This window comes from Plantibacter sp. VKM Ac-2885 (assembly GCF_015351205.1).
In the GTDB taxonomy this organism is placed as follows: Bacteria; Actinomycetota; Actinomycetes; order Actinomycetales; family Microbacteriaceae; genus Plantibacter; species Plantibacter auratus.
Window position 1 is genome coordinate 828,721 of record NZ_JADKSK010000001.1, and the last position, 19,896, is coordinate 848,616.

Here is a 19,896-nt window from a genome sequence, read left to right on the forward strand (position 1 = left end):
CATGACCATCCCCACCACCGAGGCCCTCGCCACCGCTGAGGCGCCCAAGCCGACGCCCGCTGGTCGCTCGTTCGCCGCCCGGTTCGCGTCGTCGTTCGCGATGTTCCGGAACGGCAAGTCGATCGCGGGGCTCTGCATCCTCGGGTTCTTCGTCCTCGTCGCGGTCTTCGGCGACCTCATCGCGCCGTACGGTCCGCTCGAGAAGGACTTCACCGCGCTGCGCCAGGCTCCGTCGGCCGCGCACCTGCTCGGCACGACGCACATGGGTGAGGACGTCCTGAGCCAGCTGATCTACGGCACCAGGGGCGTGCTCCTCGTCGGCTTCCTCGCCGGGATCTTCGCGACGATCATCGCCGTCGCCATCGGCGTCACCGCCGGGTACGTCTCGGGGTTCACGAGCGAGTCGCTGTCCGCGCTGACGAACGTCTTCCTCGTCATCCCGGGTCTCCCGCTCATGATCATCGTGGCGTCCCAGTACGACAACCCGAGCCTGTTCCTCATCGCCGGGGTCCTGGCGCTCACCGGGTGGGCATGGGGCGGCCGGGTGCTCCGCGCGCAGACGATGTCACTGCGGAACCGCGACTTCATCCAGGCGGCGAAGGCGAACGGGGAGTCCCTCTTCCGGATCATCACCGTCGAGATGCTGCCGAACCTCACCGCCATCATCGCCTCGAGCTTCGTCGGCACGGTCACCGCTGCAGTACTCGGGCTCACCACGCTCGCGTTCATCGGCGTCATCCCCATCACGAACCTCAACTGGGGCACCATCCTGTTCTGGGCGCAGCAGAACGGTGCGTTCCCCGACTTCTGGTGGTGGTACGTCCCCGCCGGTGTCTGCATCGCCCTGCTCGGCGTCGCGCTGTCGCTCATCAACTTCGGGATCGACGAGTACGTGAACCCGAGGCTCCGCTCGGCGGGTGAACGCGCCAGGGCCCTGCGCAAGCGCGGCATCAAGCCCGGGGCGAGCGTCACCGCCGTCCGCACTGAGACGACCGGCCCGTCCACGATCACCGACACGACCCACACCGAACGCGCTGGAGCCACCGAACGATGAAGACCGACACCGCCCCTCACCTCGAGGACGCCCGCTACCTCGACCCCGCGCTGCCGATCGCGGCCCGCGTCGACGACCTCGTCGAGCGGATGACCGTCCGCGAGAAGGTCGGGCAGATGATGCAGCTCGACGCCCGCGACGACATCGAGGCGCACGTCCTCGAGACCCACGTCGGCTCGATCCTGCACGCGTCACCGGAGCGTCTCGCGGTCGCCCATGAACTCGTCGGGCGGACGCGACTGCGGATCCCGCTGATCGTGGGGGAGGACTGCATCCACGGTCACTCCTTCCACCTCGGCGCGACGATCTTCCCCACGCAACTGGCCATGGCCGCGAGCTGGGACGCCGGGCTGCTCGAGCGGGTGGCCAGGGCCACGGCCGTCGAGGTCGCCGCGACGGGTGTCCACTGGACGTTCTCGCCGGTGCTCTGCATCGCCCGCGACCTCCGCTGGGGGCGCGTCGGTGAGACCTTCGGTGAGGACCCGTTCCTCATCGGTGAGCTGGCCTCCGCGATGGTGCGCGGCTACCAGGGCGACGGCCTGTCCGACCCGACCGCCATCCTCGCGACGGCCAAGCATTTCGCCGGCTACTCCGAGACGCAGGGTGGGCGCGACGCGAGCGAAGCCGACATCTCGCCGCGCAAACTGCGGTCATGGTTCCTCCCGCCGTTCGAGCGGGTCGCCCGCGAGGGCTGCGCCAGCTTCATGCTCGGCTACCAGTCGATCGACGGGGTGCCGATCACGGTCAACGAGTGGTTGCTCAACGACGTCCTCCGTGGTGAGTGGGGGTACGAGGGGACGCTCATCACCGACTGGGACAACGTTGGCCGCATGGTGTGGGAGCAGCACGTCAGCCCGGACTACGTGCACGCCTCGGCTGCCGCGATCCGCGCCGGCAACGACATGGTGATGACCACGCCCGGCTTCTTCGAAGGTGCCCTGGAGGCGCTCGAGCGCGGGCTGCTCGAGGAGGCCGACCTCGACCGCGCGGTCCGACGCATCCTCACCCTGAAGTTCGCGCTCGGCCTGTTCGAGCGCCCGCGGCACCCGGACGCCGCCGAGCAGCTCGCGGTGATCGGCTCGCCGGAGCACACCGAGCTCAACCTCGAGACCGCGCGTCGCTCGCTCGTCCTGCTCCGCAACGAGGGCGTGCTGCCGCTCGCCGGCGGCTATCGGGCGGACGAGGCAGGCAGGGCGATCGCGACGTCCGAGGCCGGGCCGCAGCGCATCGCCGTCGTGGGTCCGCTCGCGGACGACGCGCAGATGCAGCTCGGCGACTGGGCGGGCAACTCCGGCCAGGCCGGTTGGCTGCCCGACGGCCAGCCGCGCGAGATGATCACCACCGTGGTCGACGGCCTGCGTGCGGTCGCACCCGCCGGGAGCACGGTCACGACCGCGTTCGGAGCCGACATCCTCACGCTCTCGCCCGATCCAGCGGGCGCGACCTTCCCCGACGGCCAGCCGCGTCCACCGCTCGTCACGCCCGCGGAACCCGACGATGCGCTCATCGCGGAAGCCGTCGCGCTGGCCCAGGACGCCGACGTGGTCGTCGCCGTCGTGGGTGACCGCATCGAGCTCGTGGGGGAGGGCCGCTCCACCGCGACGCTCGAACTCATCGGCGGACAGGTGGCACTGCTCGACGCCCTGGCGGCCACCGGGAAGCCGCTCGTCGTGGTCCTGCTCGCCTCGAAGCCGCTCGTCCTGCCGCCGTCCGCGCTGCACGCCGACGCGATCGTGTGGGCGGCGAGCCCGGGCATGCAGGGTGGGCGCGCGATCGCGGAACTCCTGCTCGGTCTCATCGAGCCGACCGGTCGCCTGCCGATCTCCTTCGCGCGGCACGCCGGCCAGCAGCCGACGTACTACAACCAGATCCGCGGCCAGCACGGCGATCGCTACGCCGACCTCACCCAGGAGCCTGCGTTCGCGTTCGGCGACGGACTGTCCTACTCGAGCGTCGAGTACGGGGAGCCGCGCCTCGACCGGGCCGTCTACGGGCGTGACGACACTGTGCGCGCCGAGGTCGAGGTGCACAACAGCGGTTCGCGACCCGTCCTCGAGACGGTGCAGGTGTACGTCAGCGACCTCGTCACCTCGGTCAGCTGGGCCGACCAGGAGCTGAAGACGTTCCGCCAGGTCGCGATCCAACCGGGCGACACGGCGACGGTCACGATCGAACTGCCCGTCGCCGACTGCTCCATCGTCGACGCCAGAGGACGACGGGTCGTCGAAGCGGGCGAGTTCGAGCTGCGGGTGGGCGGCTCCTCACGGGCCGATGCGCTGCACGCGGTCCGCTTCACGATCGCCGCCTGAGCTGTCGGCCGCCGGAACCCTCACGGGGCCGCACGAAGTCCCTCCTGTTTCGTGCGGCACCCGTGAGCGGTCCCGATGACTACGCCAGTTCGTCCGCGTCAGCGCGGACGGTGACCTCGCCGCCGTTGGCGCCGTGCATGAGGTCCTCGAGCAGGGGCCGGTCCATCTCGAACGTCTCGTCCGAGTCGAAGCTGAACTGCAGCGGGATCGACGGGTGCAGCCAGAGCGTGACGCGGCCGCGTTCCGTCGAGGTGTCGCGCAGGGTCACCGAGAACGACTCGTTCCGGCGGAGCTTCATGAGGGTGATGGTCTTGACGTGAGCCAGCATCCGGTCTTCGAGGTGGAACCGGTTCTCGCCCGTGCCGTATACGATCGCGCCCATGTGCTGTGCCCTTCTCCGGGCCTCCGACGATCGACACGGCGAGATGCGCCGGTGTCGAGCGGCCAGCCTGGAGACCCACTTCAATGTCCGCCGAACAAGTGTAGGAAACTTGAAATCGTCGCTCTGAACTGTTGATTTCCAGGTGTCGGCTGCGCTATGCCAGCTTCCGCTGCCGAGGCGGTCAGGACAGCAGGTCGGGGTCCTGTCCCTGGGGGAGTGCCGAGGACGGCGTGTCCTGGGAAGGACCGTCCGGTGTGCCCATCGCGATGCCGATCCCGGGGCCGATCAGGATGGTGATGGGCTCCAGCTGACCCTCACCGCGGTCGACCTGCAGCCACCGGAACTGTCCGGCGGAAATGCTGTCGAGCACCTCGGCGCGGAACTCGTCCGGGTCGGAGACGGCGATCGAGTACGGAAGTCCCTGGTAGACGATCTCCATGCGGCTCATGCGACTTGTCCTGTCCGGCTCGGAGCGGGCTCCGCGATGACCGAGAGGCCGTGGGCGGAGTTCGCCGTGACGTTGAGCGCGTCGATCCACGCGCGGTTGAGGTCGATCGGGACGCTGCCCGAGTACTTGAAACGCAACGGCACCGAGGGGTGGATCCAGATGACGCTGCGTCCGTCGCCGGCGCGCGGGTCGTCCTTCCAACCGAAGTAGAAGGCCTCGTTCCGGCGGAGCTTCGCACCGATCACGAACTGCAGGTGCGCAAGCAGCCGGTCCTCGAAGGTGATCGAGACCTCAGAACCGTAGATCAGTTTTCCCATGGCGGGCCGTGCTCTCCTCGTCGTGCGTCACGCGGTGTCTATCGCGGTGTCGCTTCACCTTAAGACTCCCGGCTCCGAAAACCCAGCTGGCGGCCGCGCGGGCGCGGATGGGACGCTTCGGCGTCGATGTCAAGGGCCCCGGGATCGACAGGTACGGTGCGTAACCTGCCGTGCAGGAGGTGCCAACCATGGCAACAGCAGAGAAGACCAGCAAGACCGAGAGCACGACCCGATCGGCTCCCGGAGGATCCGGGCCGAAGCCCACCCGTCGGCAGAACGCCGAGAAGGGCTTCGTCGCGTCGAAGGAACTCGACGCCAACATGCAGGCCGTCCTCGTCGACCTCATCGAGCTGTCGATCCAGGGCAAGCAGGCGCACTGGAACGTCATCGGACGCAACTTCCGCGACACGCACCTGCAGCTCGACGAGATCATCGACGCCGCGCGCGAGTTCAGCGACACCGTCGCGGAGCGCATGCGTGCCCTGCACGCCGTGCCGGACGGCCGCAGCGACATCGTCGCCGAGACCACGACGCTGCCCGAGTACCCGCAGGGCGAGATCGACACCTCAGAGACGATCGACCTGATCACCGTCCGACTCGAGGCGGTCGTCGGCACGATGCGTCGGGTCCACGACGAAGTCGACGATGAGGACCCGACGAGCGCGGACATCCTCCACGCGATCATCCAGCAGCTGGAGCAGTTCGCGTGGATGATCAGCGCGGAGAACCGGACGGCGACCCGCAGTCGTTGACCTGCAGGCGGTGACCCTGGGCGGCGCCCGACGACCACGCGTCGTCGGCAGCGCCGCCCGGTCGTTCATCGACGACCAAGGGCCGGCGACGACTACTTGTCGTCGGCGCCGCCACCCGACGCCGTGTCCTCGCCGTCGTTCGGCTCGGAACCGTCGGAGCCCGAACCGTCGGGGATCTCCTCCGCGTCGGGACGTGAGGATGATGCAGATGCGTTCGTCATGTTCGCTTCCTTCCTGGTTGTCGCCATCGGAGATGACCAGACCAACGCTAGGCCGCGGAGCTGATCGGCGCGTGGGGGTTGACGCTTCGACAGGGCCAGACCACCATGGCGGCTGTGATGAGCGGCGATGAGGTGACCGGGCGCGAGACCCCGACGGGGAGCATCCGCACACCGAAGCAACGGGTCGGCGCGTGGATCATGCCCGCGCTGCGTCCGTGGCGCCTCATGCTCGCGCTCAAGGTGGCCATCGCGGCCACCGCCGCCTGGTTCCTCGGCAGCCTGCTGCCGGGCGAGCTCGGCGACTTCTCCTATTACGCGCCGCTCGGCGCCCTCGTGAGCCTCACTCCGACGCTCATGGACTCGGTGCGCTCGAGCCTGCAGACCCTCATTGGCCTGGGCCTCGGCATCGGACTCGCGTGGCTGCTCATCATCTCGCCCGCGCCCGGCTGGGTGTCCGTCTCGCTGTCGGTCGGTGTCGGCACGCTGCTCGCGGGCCTGCCGGGGCTCGGACAGGGCCGTGACTACGTCCCCATCGCGGCACTCTTCGTCCTCATCATCGGCGGAGCGAACGCCAACGACTTCTCGGTCGGCTACCTCGTACAGATGGCCCTCGGCGTGCTCGTCGGGCTCCTGGTGAACCTGCTCATCATGCCGCCGCTGTTCGTCCGCGAGTCGGCAGCGGGGATCTCGGCCGCGAGGTCGCGGATGGTCGGTGCGCTCCGGAGCATGTCGGACACCCTTCGATCCGAGTCGGCACCGACCCCGGACGACCCGCCGTCCTGGGACAGCTCGCTGCTCGCCATCCGGCACGACGTCGACGCCGCGCGCGGGCTGATGAAGGACGCCGCGGAGAGCCGCCGGGCCAATCCGCGCACGCGGTGGAACCGGCACGACTTCCGCGGGGATGAGGGGGCGCTCGCCGCCCTCGAGCGGATCGCGCCGGTGGTCGTGGAGATCGGTGACGCCCTGCGTGCGGCGCTCTGGGGGATCCCGGTGCCGGTCGACCTCGACGAGGGCGTCCGGAGTGCGCTCGCCGATGCGATCGACGCCTCGGCCGACCTCGTCGAGGCCGCGATCGACGACGAGCGGCTCTCCGAGGCGCTGCGTGCCTCCGACCGGGCGCTGACGACGCTGCGACGGGCGGTTCGCTCGGCCCACGCTGGTGCGAACGGTGCGGCGGGTCGGGAGCCGGACGACGACGACCCGGCGGAGGATGCGGGCGGCGAGAACCTGCTGTTCGCGCTGCGCCGCATCCACGCCGAGATCGAGCGCTCGGAGCGTTCGCCCGACGCCTGAGCGGCGCCCGGCGCGCCGGTCCTCAGAGGATCGGCTTGCCGCCGGTCACCGCGATGACGGCGCCCGAGATGTAGCTCCCCTCGTCCGAGGCGAGCAGCACGTAGGGCGGAGCGACCTCGGCGGGCTGCCCCGGACGGCCGAGCGGGGTGTCCGTCCCGAACGACCCGACCGTCTCCGGCGGCATCGTCGACGGGATCAGGGGCGTCCAGATCGGACCGGGGGCGACCGCGTTCACGCGGATCCCGTCACCGCCGAGCATCTGAGCGAGCGACGCGGTCATGCTCGCGAGACCCGCCTTGGTCATGGCGTAGGGCATGAGCTGCGGCGACGGCGAGTCGGCCTGCACCGAGCTCGTCGCGATGATCGAGGAACCCGGAGCCATGTGCGGGACGGCCGCCTTGCTCAAGTGGAAGAACGCGCTCAGGTTCGTGGCGAGCGTGTGGTCCCACTCCTCGTCCGGGATCTCGGCGAGGCTCTCCCGCGTCATCTGGTACGCGGCGTTGCTCACGAGGATGTCGACCTTGCCGAAGCGTTCGACCGTCGTGCGGACGATCCCACGGCAGTGCTCGGGGCTCGTGAGGTCCCCACCGATGCTAAGGGCGGTCCGGCCGGCCTCCTCGACCCAGCGGACCGTGTCGGCCGCGTCCTCGTCTTCATCGAGGTAGCTGACGACGACGTCCGCCCCTTCGCGGGCGTAGGCGATGGCGACCGCCTTGCCGATACCGCTGTCGCCGCCGGTGATGATGGCGACCTTGCCCTCGAGTTTGCCCGAACCCCGATAGCTGGTCTCGCCATGGTCGGCCTGCGGGGTGAGTTCACCCTCGGTCCCGGGCGGCTGCTGCTGCTGAGCGGGCTGATTCATGGTGTTCCTCCCTGTGCTGCTGTGCGTGCCAGCATGCTGTGGTTGCGGTCCGTCCAGCCAAGCCGATCCGGGCGATCCGCCTCCAGGGGTTGACGCCCGCCCGGCACCGGGCGTCCCGCGCTAGCAGCCGCGTGGCGGGGCCGCCAGCCCCGGCGATTCGGAGGCGCGGCTCGTAGGGTGAATCGCATGACCGCAGCTGGCGAGGATCTCCGTTCGTACGCACCGATCGGGGACGGCCGCACCGTCGCCCTCATCGGACTCCGTGGCCAGGTCGACTGGCTGCCGATCCCCGACCTCGGCTCCATGCCGGTGTTCGCCCGGCTGCTCGACGACGACTCCGGCGGGTGCATCGAGCTCGAGCCGGTCGGCGAGTACACCGTCACGCGGCGCTACGTGTCCGGCACCAACGTGTTGCGCACCACCTTCACGACCGAGCACGGGCGTGCGACGATCACGGACGCGCTCGTCACCGGCATCGCGGGTCGCCTGCCCTGGGCCGAACTCGCGCGCCGGATCGACGGGGTGTCCGGCAGCGTCGACTTCACCTGGCGCGTCCGGCCCGGGACGGCGCTGGGGACGGCCTCGCCCTGGATCGAGGACAGCACGCGCGGCCCCATCATCCGCTCCGGCGCGACGACGATCGCGGTCGTCGGCGACGAGTACGGGCCGGAGGCGGTCGAGGTCGACGGAGCCATGCCGACGGAGCTCTCCGGTCGCTTCACGACGACCGAGAAGTCCCGTCACCTGCTGATCATCGTCGCGACCCACGGTGAGCCGATCCACTTGCCGGTCCCGGCGAACGTCGACGTCGGCATCGATCGGACCATCGACAACTGGCGCGCCTGGTCCCGGGCCTTCTCCTACGAAGGCCCCTGGGCGGATCAGGTGCAGCGCAGTGCTCTCGCCCTGAAACTGCTCATCTTCAGTCCGACCGGTGCCATCGCCGCGGCCGCCACGACCTCGCTGCCGGAGAACCCGCGCGGAGCCAAGAACTGGGACTACCGCTTCGCCTGGGTGCGCGACCTCGCTTACACCGCGCACGCGCTCGTCCGCTTCGGCCTCCGTGAGGAGACGCACGCCGCCGTGTCGTGGCTGCTGCGCACCATCCGCGAGAACGGGCCGGAGCTGCACATCTTCTACGGACTCGAGGGCGGTGTGCCCGACGGTGTGGTCGAGCACGACGTCGCCGGCTGGCGCGGCATCGGTCCGGTGGTCAGCGGGAACCCTGCCCAGGGGCAGCTGCAGCTCGGCGTCTACGGCGACCTCTTCGCGATCTGCCGCACCTACGTCGACGCCGGCAACGTCCTCGACGTGGAGACCGGCCGTCTCCTCGCCGAGGTCGCCGACCGCACCTGCGACCTGTGGCGGAACCGCGACGCCGGCATGTGGGAGCTGCCCCAGGAGGAGCACTACGTGTCGTCGAAGATGGGGTGCTGGCAGGCGCTCGGAGATGCGGTGCACCTGGCGGAGCTCGGGCAGGTCGCCGGCAGTGCCGACCGCTGGCGCACCGAGCAGGCCCGCATCCGGGAGTGGATCGACGAGCACGGGTGGAACGAGGAACGCGGGGCGTACGTCATGTTCCCCGGGAGCGACGATCTCGACGCCTCCGTGCTGCTGCACGCGATGAGCGGGTTCGACCGCGGTGACCGGATGTCCTCGACCATCGACGCGCTGACGGCCGAACTCGGCGAGGGGGCGCTGCTGTACCGGTACTCGGGCGTGCAGCAGGAGGAGTACACCTTCGTCGCCTGTGCGTTCTGGCGGGCCTCCGCGCTCGCCTGCGTCGGTCGTCACGACGAGGCGATCGCGGCCATGGACGAGCTCGTCGGCATGACCAACGACGTCGGGATCCTCGCCGAGATGATCGACCCGGCCGACGGAGCGCACTGGGGCAACCTGCCGCAGGCGCTGAGCCACCTCGCGCTCATCAACGCGGCCCTCACGATCAAGGAGCTCACCGAGCAGGATTGAGCGCTCCCGGGCCTGCCCACGCACGCGGGTACCCGCCCGATGCTGGGAAAGCAAGCCCCGCGGGGACACTCGTCCGGATCCGTACCGTGGAGGCAATGGATGTTCACCCACAGGTCTTCCGAGACACCCCCGCGATCCTCGTCGAGAGCATCTGGTGGGACGCCCGCACCGACGAGGTCGTCTGGGTCGACATCACCGCGGGCACGCTCCACCGCGGACGGATGGATGGCGCCGTGGACGGCAGTGACGACCGCGTCACCGAGCTCCCACCGCCGCTGAGCGCCGTGCAGCCGCGTGCCGCGGGCGGCTACATCGCCGCACTCGGTGACCGCATCGTCACCCTCGACGACGACGGGCTCATCGCCGAGACCCTGGCGAAGCTCTACCACGTCCACGCCGGTCTGCGCAGCAACGAGGCGAAGGTCGACCCGTTCGGCCGGTTCCTCGTCGGCTCCATGAACGTCACCACCGGCGAACCGAATGCCGCCCTGTACCTGCTCGACGACACCGGACTCCGCACGCTGCTCGGCGGCTTCGGCGTCACCAACGGCTTCGAGTGGTCCGACGACGGTCGCACCGTCTACGTGACCGACACCACCGTGAAGACGGTCTACCGGGCGAGAACCGGAGAAGACGGCCGACTCGGGCCGCTGGAGCCCTTCCTCGTCGGCTACGACTCCGACGGCCTCGCGCTCGACACCGACGGCCGATTCTGGAACGGCGTCAACGGCGGTGGTCGCGTGCTCCGGTGGAGCCCGGACGGCACCGTCGAGGACGAGCTGAGCGTGCCGGCCCCGGGCGTCACCTCGGTGGCCTTCGGTGGGCCCGAGCTCACGACGCTCTTCGTCGGGACGGCCCGCGAGAACCTCACCGAGGCGGACCTGGTGGAAGCACCGCTCAGCGGCGGCATCTTCCGATTCGACGGACTCGCGACCGGCCGACCCGTCAATTCCTACGGACGCCGATCGACCTCGGTGCCCGACCCGGCGACCGACCCGGCGACCGACCGCATCTGACCTGAACCATTCCGACCTGTCCGACCACGACCGAACACTGAACGAGAGGACCATCACCATGGCCAACGACCAGTACACCTTCACCGACCCGGCGAAGCTCTACGCCCACATCACCGCCGAGAAGCAGCACCAGCCCGAGCCAGGCCTCGACGCGAAGCTCGACCCGAAGGCCGACCTCGGCGAGGAGAGCTACCGCGGCTCGGGTCGTCTCACCGGCCGCAAGGCGCTCATCACCGGCGGCGACTCCGGTATCGGTGCCGCCACCGCGATCGCCTTCGCCCGCGAGGGTGCCTCCGTGGCCCTCTCCTACCTCCCGGAGGAGGAAGAGGACGCGCAGCGCATCGCCGGCATCGTCCGCGAGGCCGGCGCCACCGTCCTCACCCTGCCGGGCGACCTGCGCGACCCGTCCTACTGCCGCGACCTCGTCGCGCAGACGGTCGAGGGCCTCGGAGGACTCGACATCCTCGTGAACAACGGCGGCAAGCAGATGTTCAACGAGGACCTCACCACCCTCACGGACGAGCAGTTCGACGACACTTTCAAGACCAACGTCTACGCGATGTTCTGGCTCTCGAAGGCCGCCCTCCCGCACCTTCCGGCAGGCTCGTCCATCATCAACACGACGTCGATCCAGGCGTACTCGCCCTCTGACATCCTCGTTGACTACGCGTCGACCAAGGCGACCATCAACGCCTTCACGAAGGCACTGGCGCAGCAGCTCGCGCCCAAGGGCATCCGCGTCAACGCGGTCGCGCCCGGCCCGATCTGGACGCCGCTCCAGGTGTCGGACGGTCAGCCGCAGGACAAGATCGCCGAGTTCGGCGAGGACACCCCGCTCGGCCGCATGGGCCAGCCGGCCGAGCTCGCGCCCGCCTACGTGTTCCTCGCGTCGGCGGAGTCGAGCTACGTGCTCGGTGAGACCCTGAACGTCAACGGCGGTATGCCCACGCCGTAACCCCGTCCCACCCCACAGCAGCCCGCGAACTGTCAGTTCCGGCTAGTCGGACCACCGTCCGACTAGCCGTTTCTGACAGTTCGCGGGCTGTTTGGGTCAGTCCGTGCGGTCCGCTGCACGCCGGACCCGACGGCCCTCGAGGGCGTCCTTCGCGTCGCGGTCGGCGAGTGCCTTGATCGCGGCGTCCGAGCGCAGGGGCAGCTGCAGCTCCTGCTCCGCGGCGACGCCCGAGGCGAGCTGACGGCCGCGCTGGATCTCGATGTCGAGCTGAGCGCCGAACAGCAGCGCGAGGTTCGCGATCCAGATCCACAGCAGGAAGATGATGATGCCGGCGAGCGAGCCGTAGGTGGCGTCGTAGTTGCTGAAGTTCGCGATGTAGAAGCCGAACCCGACCGAGGCGATGAGCAGGATCAGCAGCGCCGCGAGCGCACCGATGCTGATCCAACGGAACTTCTCCGGCTTGATGTTCGGCGTCGCGGAGTACAGCACGGCGATGACGAAGACGAGCGCGGCGGCCATGACCGGCCACTTCGCGATCGACCAGACCGTGAGGCCCGTCTCACCGAGACCGACCGCCTGTCCGATGGCCTGCGCGACCGGGCCGGACACGATGAGTGCGAGGGCGATCACCGAGATGACGAGCAGGACGACGAGGGTCACGCCGAGCTGCGTCGGACGCAGGGACCAGATCTTGCGACCCTCCTCGACCCCGTACATGCGGTTGAGCGCACGACCGAAGCCGCCGACGTAGCCGGATGCCGACCACACGGCACCGCCGATACCGGCGATGAGCGCGAAGCCGATCGCGGGTGACTCGACGAACTGGTTCACCGCGTCGGTGAGGAAGCCGAGGCTGTCGCCCGGGGCGAGGTTGCCGACGATCTCGAGGAGGGCGTCGGTGCCGTTGCGGCTCTGCCCGAAGAGGCCGAGGATCGAGACGAGCGCCAGGACGGCCGGGAAGAGCGACAGGATCGCGAAGTACGTGAGCCCCGCGGCGAGGTCGGTGCACTGGTTCGAGGTGAAGGAGTGCAGCGTCCGCTTCAGGACGTAGCCCCAGGGCACGGAGACGCGCTGCGGGTTCATCGTCTCTTCCGCGTGGTCCGCATCGCGGTTCCGCGGATCGTCCGGCGTGCTGCGCTCGAGGCGGTCCTCCTTGGTGGGTTCAGACACGGTGCCCTCGGTTCGCACGCCACAGCAGGACGCCGGCACCGACGACCGCGACCGAGGCGACGACGATGGCGGTGGTGCGGAGGTGGTATGCCACGGCCGTGCGGACGTCGAACTTCTGGAAGAGGAGGTCGAGCGTCTGCGCGAGGTGCTCACGCGTCTGCTCGACGTCGAGCTGCAGGGTGTTCAGTCCGGCGCCCTCGGGGGGAGTGGGGCGGGCGAGATCCTGGTCGCTCATGCTGCGGCCTCCTTGGTGTCGTGCTTCGAGTCGTGCTGCTGATCTGCGAGGTGGTCGCCGGTGAGGGCTTCGACACTGCGCTCGGGGACGGGCTTCGCGCCGGCCTTGAGCTTCTTGACGCCGACGAGTGCCAGGATCCCGGCGACGAGGATGAGGACGACGCCGACGATGAGGGCGGCGAGCCAGGCGGGGAGCACGGTGGCGAGTCCGAGGACGGCGGCCGCGATGAGCGTCCCGAAGCCGAAGAGCACGAGCACCAGGGCGACGACGAGCATCCCCGCGCCGATCCCGAGATCCTTGGCCTTCTTCGTCATCTCCGCCTTGAACAGGGCGATCTCGCCGGTGACGAGGCGGACGACGTCCTCGCGGAGGTCGGTGAGGAGGGTCTTCATGGGAGGAAGTCCGCGGCGACTCCGTCTGCGGTCGGCCGCGCTGCTGGCATCGGTCATGTGAGCACTCTTCTCGTTGTGGTCCTCCAGCCCACACCCCTCGCGCGCGCGAGACAAGGGCTTGACAGGCGTGTCGGCAGATCGCGGAATAGGGCGACCCGGAATTGGTTACATCTACAAGTAAACGGGGTAGCCTGTACCGACCCCCATCACCCGATCGGAGACCGAATGTCCGCTGTGCTCGACGAGCGTCTGCTCGCCCCGGAGACGTCGATGGGCGCGGTCACGCTCCGCGTCGGCGACCTCGACCTCATGTCCGGCTACTACGCCAACGCCTTCGCGATGGAGCCGCTCGAGGAGCGCAGCCGCGACCGCGAGGTGCACCGGGTGCTCGGTCGTGGCGACACCCCGCTCGTCCGGCTCGTGCACACGCCCGACCTGCCGGCCGTCGACCGGCGGCAGGCCGGCCTGTTCCACACCGCGTTCCTGTTCGAGGATGAGTCGAGCCTCTCGGCGACGGTCTATCGGGCCGCGCAGGACCCCCGCGGACAGTTCGTCGGGTCGAGCGACCACTTCGTGAGCGAGGCGTTCTACTTCACCGACCCCGAGGGGAACGGCGTCGAGCTGTACACGGACCGCCCGCGCAGCAGCTGGGTGCGCTCGGGCGACCAGATCGCCATGACCACCACCTACCTCGACCCGAACGCCTACCTGCAGCGGCACCTCACGGAGGACGCCCTCGACGCCGGGCCGTCGTTGGCCGGTGCCGTCGGGCACGTGCATCTGCAGGTCGGCGACCTCGCCACCGCCCGAGCCTTCTACGTCGACGCCCTCGGATTCGAGACGACGCAGACCGAGTACCCCGGCGCGATCTTCGCCTCCGCCGGCGGGTACCACCACCACATCGCGATGAACGTCTGGAACAGCCAGGGCGCCGGTCCGCGCGCGGCCGCCCTCGGCCTCGGCGACGTGTCGATCACCGTCCCCGACCTCGCGAACCTCGATACGCTGGCCGCGAGGCTGCGCGCCCGCACGATCCCCTTCGACGCGGACGGTCGTTCCGTGACCGTCTCCGACCCATGGGGGACCCGCGTGACCGTGGCCCTGCCCGACCTGTCGACCGAGGAGCTGCTGTCCCGATGACCACCGCACTGCGTGACGTCCGTTCCGCCGACTGGGCCGACGCCGCGACGTCCGCTCCCGCCGTCGCGGTGCTCCTCCACGGCTACGGCTCCAACGAACACGACCTCACCGGCCTCGTCGGGCCGCTCGCGCTCGGGATGCCCTGGGTGTCGCTGCGCGCGCCGCTCGAGATGGGTCACGGCGGGGCGGCCTGGTTCGAGATCACGACGCCGGGCAACCCTGACCCCGAGCCGATCGCCCGCGCTACGGACGCCGTCTGGGACTGGATCGACGAGCACGTGTCGGCCGAGGCGCGCATCGTGCCCATCGGCTTCTCGCAGGGCGGCTTCATGGCCTCGCAACTGCTCCGCACGCGTCCCGAGCGGGTCGTGGCGCCGGTCATCCTCGCCGGGTTCGTGCTGAGTGCGCCGCAGCCCGGCGACGAGGTGCTGGCGGCGACGAAGCCCGCGGTGTTCTGGGGACGGGGTCTCGAGGACCGCGTCATCGCCGCGCCGGCCGTCGCGCGGACCCACGCCTGGTTGCCGCTGCACACGACCCTCACCGAGCGCACCTACCCGGGGCTCGCCCACGGGATCCACCAGGCCGAGATCGACGACGTCCGTGGGTTCCTCGGCGAGCACGTCGGCTGATCTGTCACCAACAGTCGCTCAGCTCGTCGCCTCCGCAGGCATCACCACCTGCGGTCGCACGTGCTCGTAGACGACGCTCGTCCGGACGTCCGCGACCTCCTCGCGCTCGGTCAGCTTGTCGATGACGAAGGCGTAGAGCGCGTCGTTGTCGGTGACGGCGACCTGGAGTAGGAAGTCCTCGTTCCCGGAGACGACGAACACGCCGATGGTCTCGGGGAGGGTGATCGCCCAGCTGCGGAACGCGTCGATGTTGACGCGCGACGGCGGTCGGATCCGGATCGCGATGAGCGCCTGGACCGAGCGACCGAGCGACGGCAGATCGACGTCGAGTCGCGCGCCGCGGATGACGCCGCGGCGGTACAGGCCGCGGGTCCGGTCGAGCGCGGTGGTGGGCGAGACGCCGACCGCGGCAGCGATGTCCCGGTTGGTGCGCCGGGCGTCGCGCTGGAGTTCGCGCAGGATCGCCGTATCAAGTTCGTCCATGCGGTCGATTGTGCCAGTTCGGCCGGACGATGTACGGGCTCGGAACGACCGCGGGTTCGCACGCATAGCCTGAGGGTCGATCCGCGTACGACATCAGGGAGAGACATGACGCAAGAACAGCTCGTCGGCTTCGCGCCGGAGGAGATCGACACGGCGGCGCCCACGCGGTCCGCCCGGCTGAAGTGGGTCGTCGTCGTGCAGCAGGACCTCCCGGCCGGTCGAGCCGTGAATGCGGCGGCCTGCGTCGCGGCTGCGATCGGAGCCAGCGTGCAGGGACTCCTCGGGCCGGACGCCCTCGATGCCGACGGCTCGGCTCATCCCGGACTGCCGTGGGCCGGGTGCAGTGTGTTGTCCGCTCCGGCTGAGCAACTGGCGACGATCCGGGCGAAGGCGGCGGGCTCGGACGGTGTGCTCGTCGTGGACATGCCGGAGGCGGCCCAGCTCACCCGCGTCTACGACGAGTATCTCGAGGCGGTGGCGGCGACCGCGCCGGACGCACTCGCCCCGCTGGCCGTCGCCCTGGTCGGGCCGCGCAACCGGGTGGACCGGATCGTCGGGCGACTGCCGCTGTTGGCCTGAAAGCGCACGCGTCAGGGCTTGAGGGAGGTGGGGTGCGGCGGGCTGGTTAGGGTTGGCGGGTGAGCACCACCGTCCATCCCACGCAGGTCGCGCCGTCCGCAGCCGTCGTCACCGCCAGCCGCGTGGTGTACCTCCTGATCGCCGTGATCATCGCGATCTCGCTCGTCATCCAGATCGTCCTCGTCATCACCGGCGGCGCCGACGCCCGCTCGGGTGGCGTGGACATGTCCGTCGGACTGGCGACCCGCTTCGCTCGCATCTTCAGTGCGTTCACGATCCTCAGCAACCTCATCGTGCTCGCGGTGTCCGTCCTGCTGGCGATCGACCCCCTGCGTGACGGTCGGCTCTGGCGGGTGGCGCGGCTCGACGCCCTGCTCAGCATCGTCATCACCGGCATCGTCTACGCGGTGGTGCTCGCGCCGCAGGTGAACCTCACGGGGTGGGCGCTCGTCATCACGATCGGGTTCCACTACCTCTCGCCGTGGCTCACGCTCGGTGCCTGGCTCGTGTTCGGTCCGCGTCCGCGCTTCACCTGGAGCCCCGTCGCCTGGGCGTTCCTCTGGCCGCTCGCCTGGGTGGTCTTCACCTTCATCCGTGGCGGCATCACCGGCTGGTACCCCTACCCCTTCCTCGATGCGACGCAGCTCGGCTTCGACGGCGCCGTCCGGAACGCGCTCATGGTGCTCGTCGTCGCGATCGTGTTCGCCGTGCTGCTCAAGCTCGTCGACCGGGTGCTGCCCGCCGCGCTCCGTCGCTGAGGTGAGGCATCTGGTCGCCTGCCAGCGTTCCGGGCGACCAGTTGCCTCACCTCAGCCTGCGGCCCGGCTCAGGGGTGCAGGACCACCTTCCCGTTGAGGGTCCGCGACTCGGCGAGTTCCATGGCGGCGACGATCTCGGTGAGGGGGAACCGGGCGGCGATGTTGGCGGTGATGTCGCCGTGCTCGAGGAGTCGGAAGACCTCGCCGAGGTCGGCCTCCAGGTGGCGGCGGAAGCGCGCGGGACGGAGACGGTGGCCTGCCCACAGGTCGTAGAAGGTCGAGCTGCGGCCGTTCGGGAGCGCGGTCCAGAGCAGCGCCTGACCGATCGCCAGCAGGAACGGAGCCATCAGCGGTCCCGTGCCGCCGACCGCTGAGATGATCGAGTAGGTCACGAGCGTACCGCCGCGCGCGAGGAGCCCGAAGGCCGTGCGGGTCGTCTCGCCGCCGACGTTGTCGAAGACGGCGGCGACCCCGTCCGGCGCCAGTTCGCGAACGCGTGTCGCGAGCTCGGGATCCGCGTAGTCGACGGGGATGACGCCCGCCGCGCGGAGTGCCTCGTGATGCCGGGGTGACGCCGCACCGATGACCCGGACGCCGTGGAGCCGCGCCAGCTGGATGAGGATTCCGCCGACACCGCCGTTCGCACCGAACAACAGGATGGTCTGGCCCGGCTGGACCCGCGCCGCGCGATGCAGCATCTGCCAGGCGGTGACGCCGTTCACGACGACCGTCTCGGCGTCTTCGGAGCTGACGCCGTCCGGCACGAGGATGCTGTCGCGCGCGGCCACGACGGCATGGGTCGCCCATGCGCCCGTCTTGGTCAGGGTCGCGACCCGCCTGCCGATGAGGGTCGCGTCGCCACCGGTGCCCACCTCGAGCACCCGTCCGACGAGGTCGTACCCCGGGACGAACGGGAACGCCGGCTGGCCGAAGTACCGGCCCTTGCGCATCGACTGCTCGGCGAAGGAGACCCCGGTCGCCTCCATCTCGACGAGGAGCTGACCGGCGTCGGGTGTCGGCGTCGGCACAGTGGCCAGTTCGAGGCCGGACGGCTCGACGAGGCCTGGGAGGACGACCTGGGTGGTGGTCGCGGATGGTGTCGTGTTCATGGTGTGTTCCGATCTCGTGATGGGTGTGTGTGACTGAACAGTCACAACTGTGGGTACGAAAAGCAGCGGGTGCCGTCGGTGGCTCTGAGTCGATCAGTCGTGCCGGATGCCGTGGTCGACGACGCGCGCCCAGTCGGCGTCGACGTCGCCGAGGCCCGCCTGTACGACGAGGTGGCAGAGCTGCCCGTAGGCGAGACTGCGCTGGACGGCGCCGGCGTCCGCCCCGGAGTCACGGGACATGACGCGCACCACGAGTGCGAGCCCGGAGCGGACTGCCTCCTGGATCTCGGGGACGTCGCAGGCGCTCTGCGCGTGCACCTGGAGGGCGATGAGGCTGCGGTCGCGGATGAGCTCGATGTACGCCTGGGTCATCGCGTCGAGCTTGTCGTCCGGGCTCCACTCCGGGTGGTCCTCGACGGCTGCGGACATCGCGTTCGCGACCTGCTCGTAACAGTGCTCGACCGCGGCGACGAAGAGGCCGAGTTTGCCGTCGAACAGGCGGAAGACGTACGCGGGGGAGATCTTGGCCGCCGCGGCGACGTCCGCGACGGGGGTGGCGCGGTAACCGGCGATCGAGAAGACCTCCACCGCACTCGCGATGGTGCGGACGCGTTGGTCCTCGGCGGTCGATCGGCTCATGTGACTGATTGAACACGAACAAGCGATACTCGTCAAGCACTCGTGCCAGGATGGGGCATGCCCGTCGTCGAATCCCGCTGCACCGTGCCTGTCCCGCCCGACGTCGCGTTCGCGATCTCCCAGACCACCGGCGAGACCAGGATGCGCTGGGATCCGTTCATCCGGCGGCAGTACTTCCTCGACGGCGCGAAGGAGGCCGCCAAGGGCGTCCGCACCTTCACCGTCCAGCGGTTCGGGTTCCGGATGGTCAGCGAGTACGTCTCGTACCACCCGCCGACCAACGTCGGCATGAAGATGACGAAGGGCTCATGGTTCTTCGAGCGGCTCGCCGGCGGCTGGCGTTTCAGCCCGGTGGAGGGCGACGACCAGCGCACCCTCGCCGTCTGGCGCTACAACTTCACGTGCAAGCCGCGGTGGCTGGCACCGATCGCCGAGCGCATCGGTGCGATCGTCCTGCAGCGCGACATCGACCGCCGCATCCGAGGCTTCGCGCGCGGCTGCGAGGACCCCGCCGTGCTCGCCGCAGTCTCACATTGACTCGGCGCGGCTGAGGTCGAGGCGCTCAGGCGCTCCGCGCCAATCGCTTGATCCACTCCGCGGTCTCCTGTCCCCGCCGTTTGTCGTACGCAACCCGGATTCGCGCGGCTACGGCACGCTGCGAGTCCGTCACCGGGTCTGCCTTGCCGGACTCGATACGCGCCTCGAGACCGTTCAGTTCATGCGTGCGCCGCTCAGCTTGCTCGTCCATTGCATGTCCCTCCGTGATTCATTGTGAGCGTCATCGGTCGTTCCTGTCCACGCGTGGCTCGAACAGGAGTGCCGATGTGACCGCGTTGACGAGTGCGGCTTCGGTCCGCGTCGCGTCCTGGAACAACACTTCGACTGCTGCCAACCCGACGTCGCGCTCGGAGCCGCGGTCGGATGTCGCCAGATTCAGAGCCCACTCGGCGCGTGCCCACCACTCCTGGCGTTGCGCGGCGCGGCGCGAGATTCGAGCTGCGACCGCGGCAGCTGCAAACGCGATGACGGCTCCGGCCAGCGCGAACAGGCCGCCCATTGCGGGCCCGGTCAAGAAGTCCCTCCAGAACGGACGGTCGATCACGAACGGAGGAAGCAGACTCCGACCTGCTACACCGAGCGAGCAGCCGAGAATCAGCACGGCGGCCGTGAAGACCCGTC

General features: G+C 69.6%; 25 protein-coding genes. 12 read left to right on the top strand and 13 right to left on the bottom strand.

The window, feature by feature from the left end:
* The first annotated feature begins 1 nt into the window (after position 1).
* Positions 2 to 1,054, top strand: a complete 1,053-nt coding sequence (locus ITJ66_RS04050) for an ABC transporter permease (RefSeq protein WP_079704857.1) — start codon at positions 2 to 4, stop codon at positions 1,052 to 1,054.
* Positions 1,051 to 3,363 (top strand): glycoside hydrolase family 3 N-terminal domain-containing protein, encoded by a 2,313-nt coding sequence (locus tag ITJ66_RS04055; RefSeq protein WP_194643587.1) that lies wholly within the window; start codon positions 1,051 to 1,053, stop codon positions 3,361 to 3,363. The genes ITJ66_RS04050 and ITJ66_RS04055 overlap by 4 nt, the downstream gene beginning before the upstream one ends.
* Before the next feature lie 79 nt (positions 3,364 to 3,442).
* Here the strand turns inward: ITJ66_RS04055 and ITJ66_RS04060 are convergent, their stop codons facing one another.
* The 3 genes from ITJ66_RS04060 to ITJ66_RS04070 form a co-directional block, all read right to left on the bottom strand.
* The gene (locus ITJ66_RS04060; RefSeq protein ID WP_085512050.1) at positions 3,443 to 3,745 is read right to left on the bottom strand and encodes a hypothetical protein; all 303 of its coding nucleotides are present in this window, start codon (positions 3,743 to 3,745) and stop codon (positions 3,443 to 3,445) included.
* Positions 3,746 to 3,926: 181 nt separating this feature from the next.
* Positions 3,927 to 4,193: a hypothetical protein gene (locus ITJ66_RS04065; RefSeq protein WP_192019236.1), complete on the bottom strand. Its 267-nt coding sequence runs from the start codon at positions 4,191 to 4,193 to the stop codon at positions 3,927 to 3,929.
* Positions 4,190 to 4,510 carry a hypothetical protein gene (locus ITJ66_RS04070; protein ID WP_064297077.1) on the bottom strand — a complete coding sequence of 107 codons (321 nt, stop codon included), beginning with the start codon at positions 4,508 to 4,510 and terminating at the stop codon, positions 4,190 to 4,192. The genes ITJ66_RS04065 and ITJ66_RS04070 overlap by 4 nt, the downstream gene beginning before the upstream one ends.
* Before the next feature lie 188 nt (positions 4,511 to 4,698).
* Here ITJ66_RS04070 and ITJ66_RS04075 point away from each other — a divergent pair, with 188 nt between their 5' ends.
* On the top strand, positions 4,699 to 5,262 hold the full coding sequence (locus tag ITJ66_RS04075) for a Dps family protein (RefSeq protein WP_194643589.1): 564 nt from the start codon (positions 4,699 to 4,701) through the stop codon (positions 5,260 to 5,262).
* Positions 5,263 to 5,354: 92 nt separating this feature from the next.
* Here the strand turns inward: ITJ66_RS04075 and ITJ66_RS19975 are convergent, their stop codons facing one another.
* On the bottom strand, positions 5,355 to 5,483 hold the full coding sequence (locus ITJ66_RS19975; RefSeq protein WP_255467562.1) for a hypothetical protein: 129 nt from the start codon (positions 5,481 to 5,483) through the stop codon (positions 5,355 to 5,357).
* Between the two features lie 117 nt (positions 5,484 to 5,600).
* On the opposite strand from ITJ66_RS19975, the gene ITJ66_RS04080 reads away from it, so the two are divergent.
* Complete coding sequence (locus ITJ66_RS04080) at positions 5,601 to 6,779, top strand: FUSC family protein (RefSeq protein ID WP_194643591.1); 1,179 nt, start codon at positions 5,601 to 5,603, stop codon at positions 6,777 to 6,779.
* 22 nt (positions 6,780 to 6,801) lie between these two features.
* On the opposite strand, the gene ITJ66_RS04085 is transcribed toward ITJ66_RS04080, so the two are convergent.
* Complete coding sequence (locus tag ITJ66_RS04085; RefSeq protein WP_194643593.1) at positions 6,802 to 7,641, bottom strand: SDR family oxidoreductase; 840 nt, start codon at positions 7,639 to 7,641, stop codon at positions 6,802 to 6,804.
* Positions 7,642 to 7,827: 186 nt separating this feature from the next.
* Between ITJ66_RS04085 and ITJ66_RS04090 the strand changes: the two genes are divergently transcribed.
* From ITJ66_RS04090 to ITJ66_RS04100, 3 genes are all read left to right on the top strand, one after another.
* Positions 7,828 to 9,612, top strand: a complete 1,785-nt coding sequence (locus tag ITJ66_RS04090; RefSeq protein WP_194643595.1) for a glycoside hydrolase family 15 protein — start codon at positions 7,828 to 7,830, stop codon at positions 9,610 to 9,612.
* Between the two features lie 95 nt (positions 9,613 to 9,707).
* On the top strand, positions 9,708 to 10,628 hold the full coding sequence (locus ITJ66_RS04095) for an SMP-30/gluconolactonase/LRE family protein (protein WP_194643596.1): 921 nt from the start codon (positions 9,708 to 9,710) through the stop codon (positions 10,626 to 10,628).
* Between the two features lie 58 nt (positions 10,629 to 10,686).
* The gene (locus ITJ66_RS04100) at positions 10,687 to 11,583 is read left to right on the top strand and encodes an SDR family oxidoreductase (RefSeq protein WP_085512035.1); all 897 of its coding nucleotides are present in this window, start codon (positions 10,687 to 10,689) and stop codon (positions 11,581 to 11,583) included.
* A 96-nt stretch (positions 11,584 to 11,679) separates the two neighbouring features.
* Here ITJ66_RS04100 and ITJ66_RS04105 read toward each other — a convergent pair whose 3' ends face one another.
* From ITJ66_RS04105 to ITJ66_RS04115, 3 genes are read right to left on the bottom strand one after another with little or no spacing between them, the layout of a single operon-like run.
* The gene (locus tag ITJ66_RS04105; RefSeq protein ID WP_370582567.1) at positions 11,680 to 12,753 is read right to left on the bottom strand and encodes a YihY/virulence factor BrkB family protein; all 1,074 of its coding nucleotides are present in this window, start codon (positions 12,751 to 12,753) and stop codon (positions 11,680 to 11,682) included.
* Positions 12,746 to 12,988, bottom strand: a complete 243-nt coding sequence (locus ITJ66_RS04110; RefSeq protein ID WP_064297084.1) for a DUF3618 domain-containing protein — start codon at positions 12,986 to 12,988, stop codon at positions 12,746 to 12,748. The genes ITJ66_RS04105 and ITJ66_RS04110 overlap by 8 nt, the downstream gene beginning before the upstream one ends.
* Positions 12,985 to 13,437, bottom strand: a complete 453-nt coding sequence (locus tag ITJ66_RS04115) for a phage holin family protein (protein ID WP_192019243.1) — start codon at positions 13,435 to 13,437, stop codon at positions 12,985 to 12,987. The genes ITJ66_RS04110 and ITJ66_RS04115 overlap by 4 nt, the downstream gene beginning before the upstream one ends.
* Positions 13,438 to 13,605: 168 nt before the next feature.
* On the opposite strand from ITJ66_RS04115, the gene ITJ66_RS04120 reads away from it, so the two are divergent.
* Together ITJ66_RS04120 and ITJ66_RS04125 are read left to right on the top strand one after the other, a co-directional pair.
* A complete protein-coding gene (locus ITJ66_RS04120) occupies positions 13,606 to 14,520 on the top strand; it encodes a VOC family protein (RefSeq protein WP_194643598.1) in 915 nt (304 codons plus the stop codon).
* Complete coding sequence (locus tag ITJ66_RS04125; RefSeq protein WP_194643601.1) at positions 14,517 to 15,149, top strand: alpha/beta hydrolase; 633 nt, start codon at positions 14,517 to 14,519, stop codon at positions 15,147 to 15,149. Before ITJ66_RS04120 ends, ITJ66_RS04125 begins: the two co-directional genes overlap by 4 nt.
* Before the next feature lie 18 nt (positions 15,150 to 15,167).
* Here ITJ66_RS04125 and ITJ66_RS04130 read toward each other — a convergent pair whose 3' ends face one another.
* The gene (locus ITJ66_RS04130; RefSeq protein WP_194643603.1) at positions 15,168 to 15,632 is read right to left on the bottom strand and encodes an Lrp/AsnC family transcriptional regulator; all 465 of its coding nucleotides are present in this window, start codon (positions 15,630 to 15,632) and stop codon (positions 15,168 to 15,170) included.
* 105 nt (positions 15,633 to 15,737) lie between these two features.
* Between ITJ66_RS04130 and ITJ66_RS04135 the strand changes: the two genes are divergently transcribed.
* Both ITJ66_RS04135 and ITJ66_RS04140 read left to right on the top strand, forming a co-directional pair.
* Positions 15,738 to 16,211 carry a DUF2000 domain-containing protein gene (locus tag ITJ66_RS04135; protein ID WP_194643605.1) on the top strand — a complete coding sequence of 158 codons (474 nt, stop codon included), beginning with the start codon at positions 15,738 to 15,740 and terminating at the stop codon, positions 16,209 to 16,211.
* A 59-nt stretch (positions 16,212 to 16,270) separates the two neighbouring features.
* Complete coding sequence (locus tag ITJ66_RS04140; protein WP_194643607.1) at positions 16,271 to 16,969, top strand: Pr6Pr family membrane protein; 699 nt, start codon at positions 16,271 to 16,273, stop codon at positions 16,967 to 16,969.
* A gap of 68 nt (positions 16,970 to 17,037) precedes the next feature.
* Here the strand turns inward: ITJ66_RS04140 and ITJ66_RS04145 are convergent, their stop codons facing one another.
* Entirely contained in the window at positions 17,038 to 18,078 is a 1,041-nt protein-coding gene (locus ITJ66_RS04145) for a medium chain dehydrogenase/reductase family protein (protein ID WP_194643609.1), read from the bottom strand.
* Between the two features lie 93 nt (positions 18,079 to 18,171).
* Positions 18,172 to 18,717, bottom strand: a complete 546-nt coding sequence (locus tag ITJ66_RS04150; protein ID WP_079704875.1) for a TetR/AcrR family transcriptional regulator — start codon at positions 18,715 to 18,717, stop codon at positions 18,172 to 18,174.
* Positions 18,718 to 18,774: 57 nt separating this feature from the next.
* On the opposite strand from ITJ66_RS04150, the gene ITJ66_RS04155 reads away from it, so the two are divergent.
* Positions 18,775 to 19,254, top strand: coding sequence for an SRPBCC family protein (locus tag ITJ66_RS04155; protein WP_192019249.1), 480 nt, complete (start codon positions 18,775 to 18,777; stop codon positions 19,252 to 19,254).
* A gap of 25 nt (positions 19,255 to 19,279) precedes the next feature.
* Here the strand turns inward: ITJ66_RS04155 and ITJ66_RS04160 are convergent, their stop codons facing one another.
* Together ITJ66_RS04160 and ITJ66_RS04165 are read right to left on the bottom strand one after the other, a co-directional pair.
* A complete protein-coding gene (locus ITJ66_RS04160) occupies positions 19,280 to 19,465 on the bottom strand; it encodes a hypothetical protein (RefSeq protein ID WP_194643612.1) in 186 nt (61 codons plus the stop codon).
* Positions 19,466 to 19,495: 30 nt separating this feature from the next.
* On the bottom strand, positions 19,496 to 19,876 hold the full coding sequence (locus ITJ66_RS04165; protein ID WP_192019250.1) for a hypothetical protein: 381 nt from the start codon (positions 19,874 to 19,876) through the stop codon (positions 19,496 to 19,498).
* Positions 19,877 to 19,896: the final 20 nt, after the last annotated feature.

What these genes read in the sequence shown, in the direction of transcription:
- ITJ66_RS04050 (WP_079704857.1), top strand. Translation starts at nt 2, where the DNA reads ATGACCATCCCCACCACCGAGGCCCTCGCCACCGCTGAGGCGCCCAAG.
- ITJ66_RS04055 (WP_194643587.1), top strand. Translation starts at nt 1,051, where the DNA reads ATGAAGACCGACACCGCCCCTCACCTCGAGGACGCCCGCTACCTCGAC.
- ITJ66_RS04060 (WP_085512050.1), bottom strand. Translation starts at nt 3,745, where the DNA reads ATGGGCGCGATCGTATACGGCACGGGCGAGAACCGGTTCCACCTCGAA.
- ITJ66_RS04065 (WP_192019236.1), bottom strand. Translation starts at nt 4,193, where the DNA reads ATGAGCCGCATGGAGATCGTCTACCAGGGACTTCCGTACTCGATCGCC.
- ITJ66_RS04070 (WP_064297077.1), bottom strand. Translation starts at nt 4,510, where the DNA reads ATGGGAAAACTGATCTACGGTTCTGAGGTCTCGATCACCTTCGAGGAC.
- ITJ66_RS04075 (WP_194643589.1), top strand. Translation starts at nt 4,699, where the DNA reads ATGGCAACAGCAGAGAAGACCAGCAAGACCGAGAGCACGACCCGATCG.
- ITJ66_RS19975 (WP_255467562.1), bottom strand. Translation starts at nt 5,483, where the DNA reads ATGACGAACGCATCTGCATCATCCTCACGTCCCGACGCGGAGGAGATC.
- ITJ66_RS04080 (WP_194643591.1), top strand. Translation starts at nt 5,601, where the DNA reads ATGAGCGGCGATGAGGTGACCGGGCGCGAGACCCCGACGGGGAGCATC.
- ITJ66_RS04085 (WP_194643593.1), bottom strand. Translation starts at nt 7,641, where the DNA reads ATGAATCAGCCCGCTCAGCAGCAGCAGCCGCCCGGGACCGAGGGTGAA.
- ITJ66_RS04090 (WP_194643595.1), top strand. Translation starts at nt 7,828, where the DNA reads ATGACCGCAGCTGGCGAGGATCTCCGTTCGTACGCACCGATCGGGGAC.
- ITJ66_RS04095 (WP_194643596.1), top strand. Translation starts at nt 9,708, where the DNA reads ATGGATGTTCACCCACAGGTCTTCCGAGACACCCCCGCGATCCTCGTC.
- ITJ66_RS04100 (WP_085512035.1), top strand. Translation starts at nt 10,687, where the DNA reads ATGGCCAACGACCAGTACACCTTCACCGACCCGGCGAAGCTCTACGCC.
- ITJ66_RS04110 (WP_064297084.1), bottom strand. Translation starts at nt 12,988, where the DNA reads ATGAGCGACCAGGATCTCGCCCGCCCCACTCCCCCCGAGGGCGCCGGA.
- ITJ66_RS04115 (WP_192019243.1), bottom strand. Translation starts at nt 13,437, where the DNA reads ATGACCGATGCCAGCAGCGCGGCCGACCGCAGACGGAGTCGCCGCGGA.
- ITJ66_RS04120 (WP_194643598.1), top strand. Translation starts at nt 13,606, where the DNA reads ATGTCCGCTGTGCTCGACGAGCGTCTGCTCGCCCCGGAGACGTCGATG.
- ITJ66_RS04125 (WP_194643601.1), top strand. Translation starts at nt 14,517, where the DNA reads ATGACCACCGCACTGCGTGACGTCCGTTCCGCCGACTGGGCCGACGCC.
- ITJ66_RS04130 (WP_194643603.1), bottom strand. Translation starts at nt 15,632, where the DNA reads ATGGACGAACTTGATACGGCGATCCTGCGCGAACTCCAGCGCGACGCC.
- ITJ66_RS04135 (WP_194643605.1), top strand. Translation starts at nt 15,738, where the DNA reads ATGACGCAAGAACAGCTCGTCGGCTTCGCGCCGGAGGAGATCGACACG.
- ITJ66_RS04145 (WP_194643609.1), bottom strand. Translation starts at nt 18,078, where the DNA reads ATGAACACGACACCATCCGCGACCACCACCCAGGTCGTCCTCCCAGGC.
- ITJ66_RS04150 (WP_079704875.1), bottom strand. Translation starts at nt 18,717, where the DNA reads ATGAGCCGATCGACCGCCGAGGACCAACGCGTCCGCACCATCGCGAGT.
- ITJ66_RS04155 (WP_192019249.1), top strand. Translation starts at nt 18,775, where the DNA reads ATGCCCGTCGTCGAATCCCGCTGCACCGTGCCTGTCCCGCCCGACGTC.
- ITJ66_RS04160 (WP_194643612.1), bottom strand. Translation starts at nt 19,465, where the DNA reads ATGGACGAGCAAGCTGAGCGGCGCACGCATGAACTGAACGGTCTCGAG.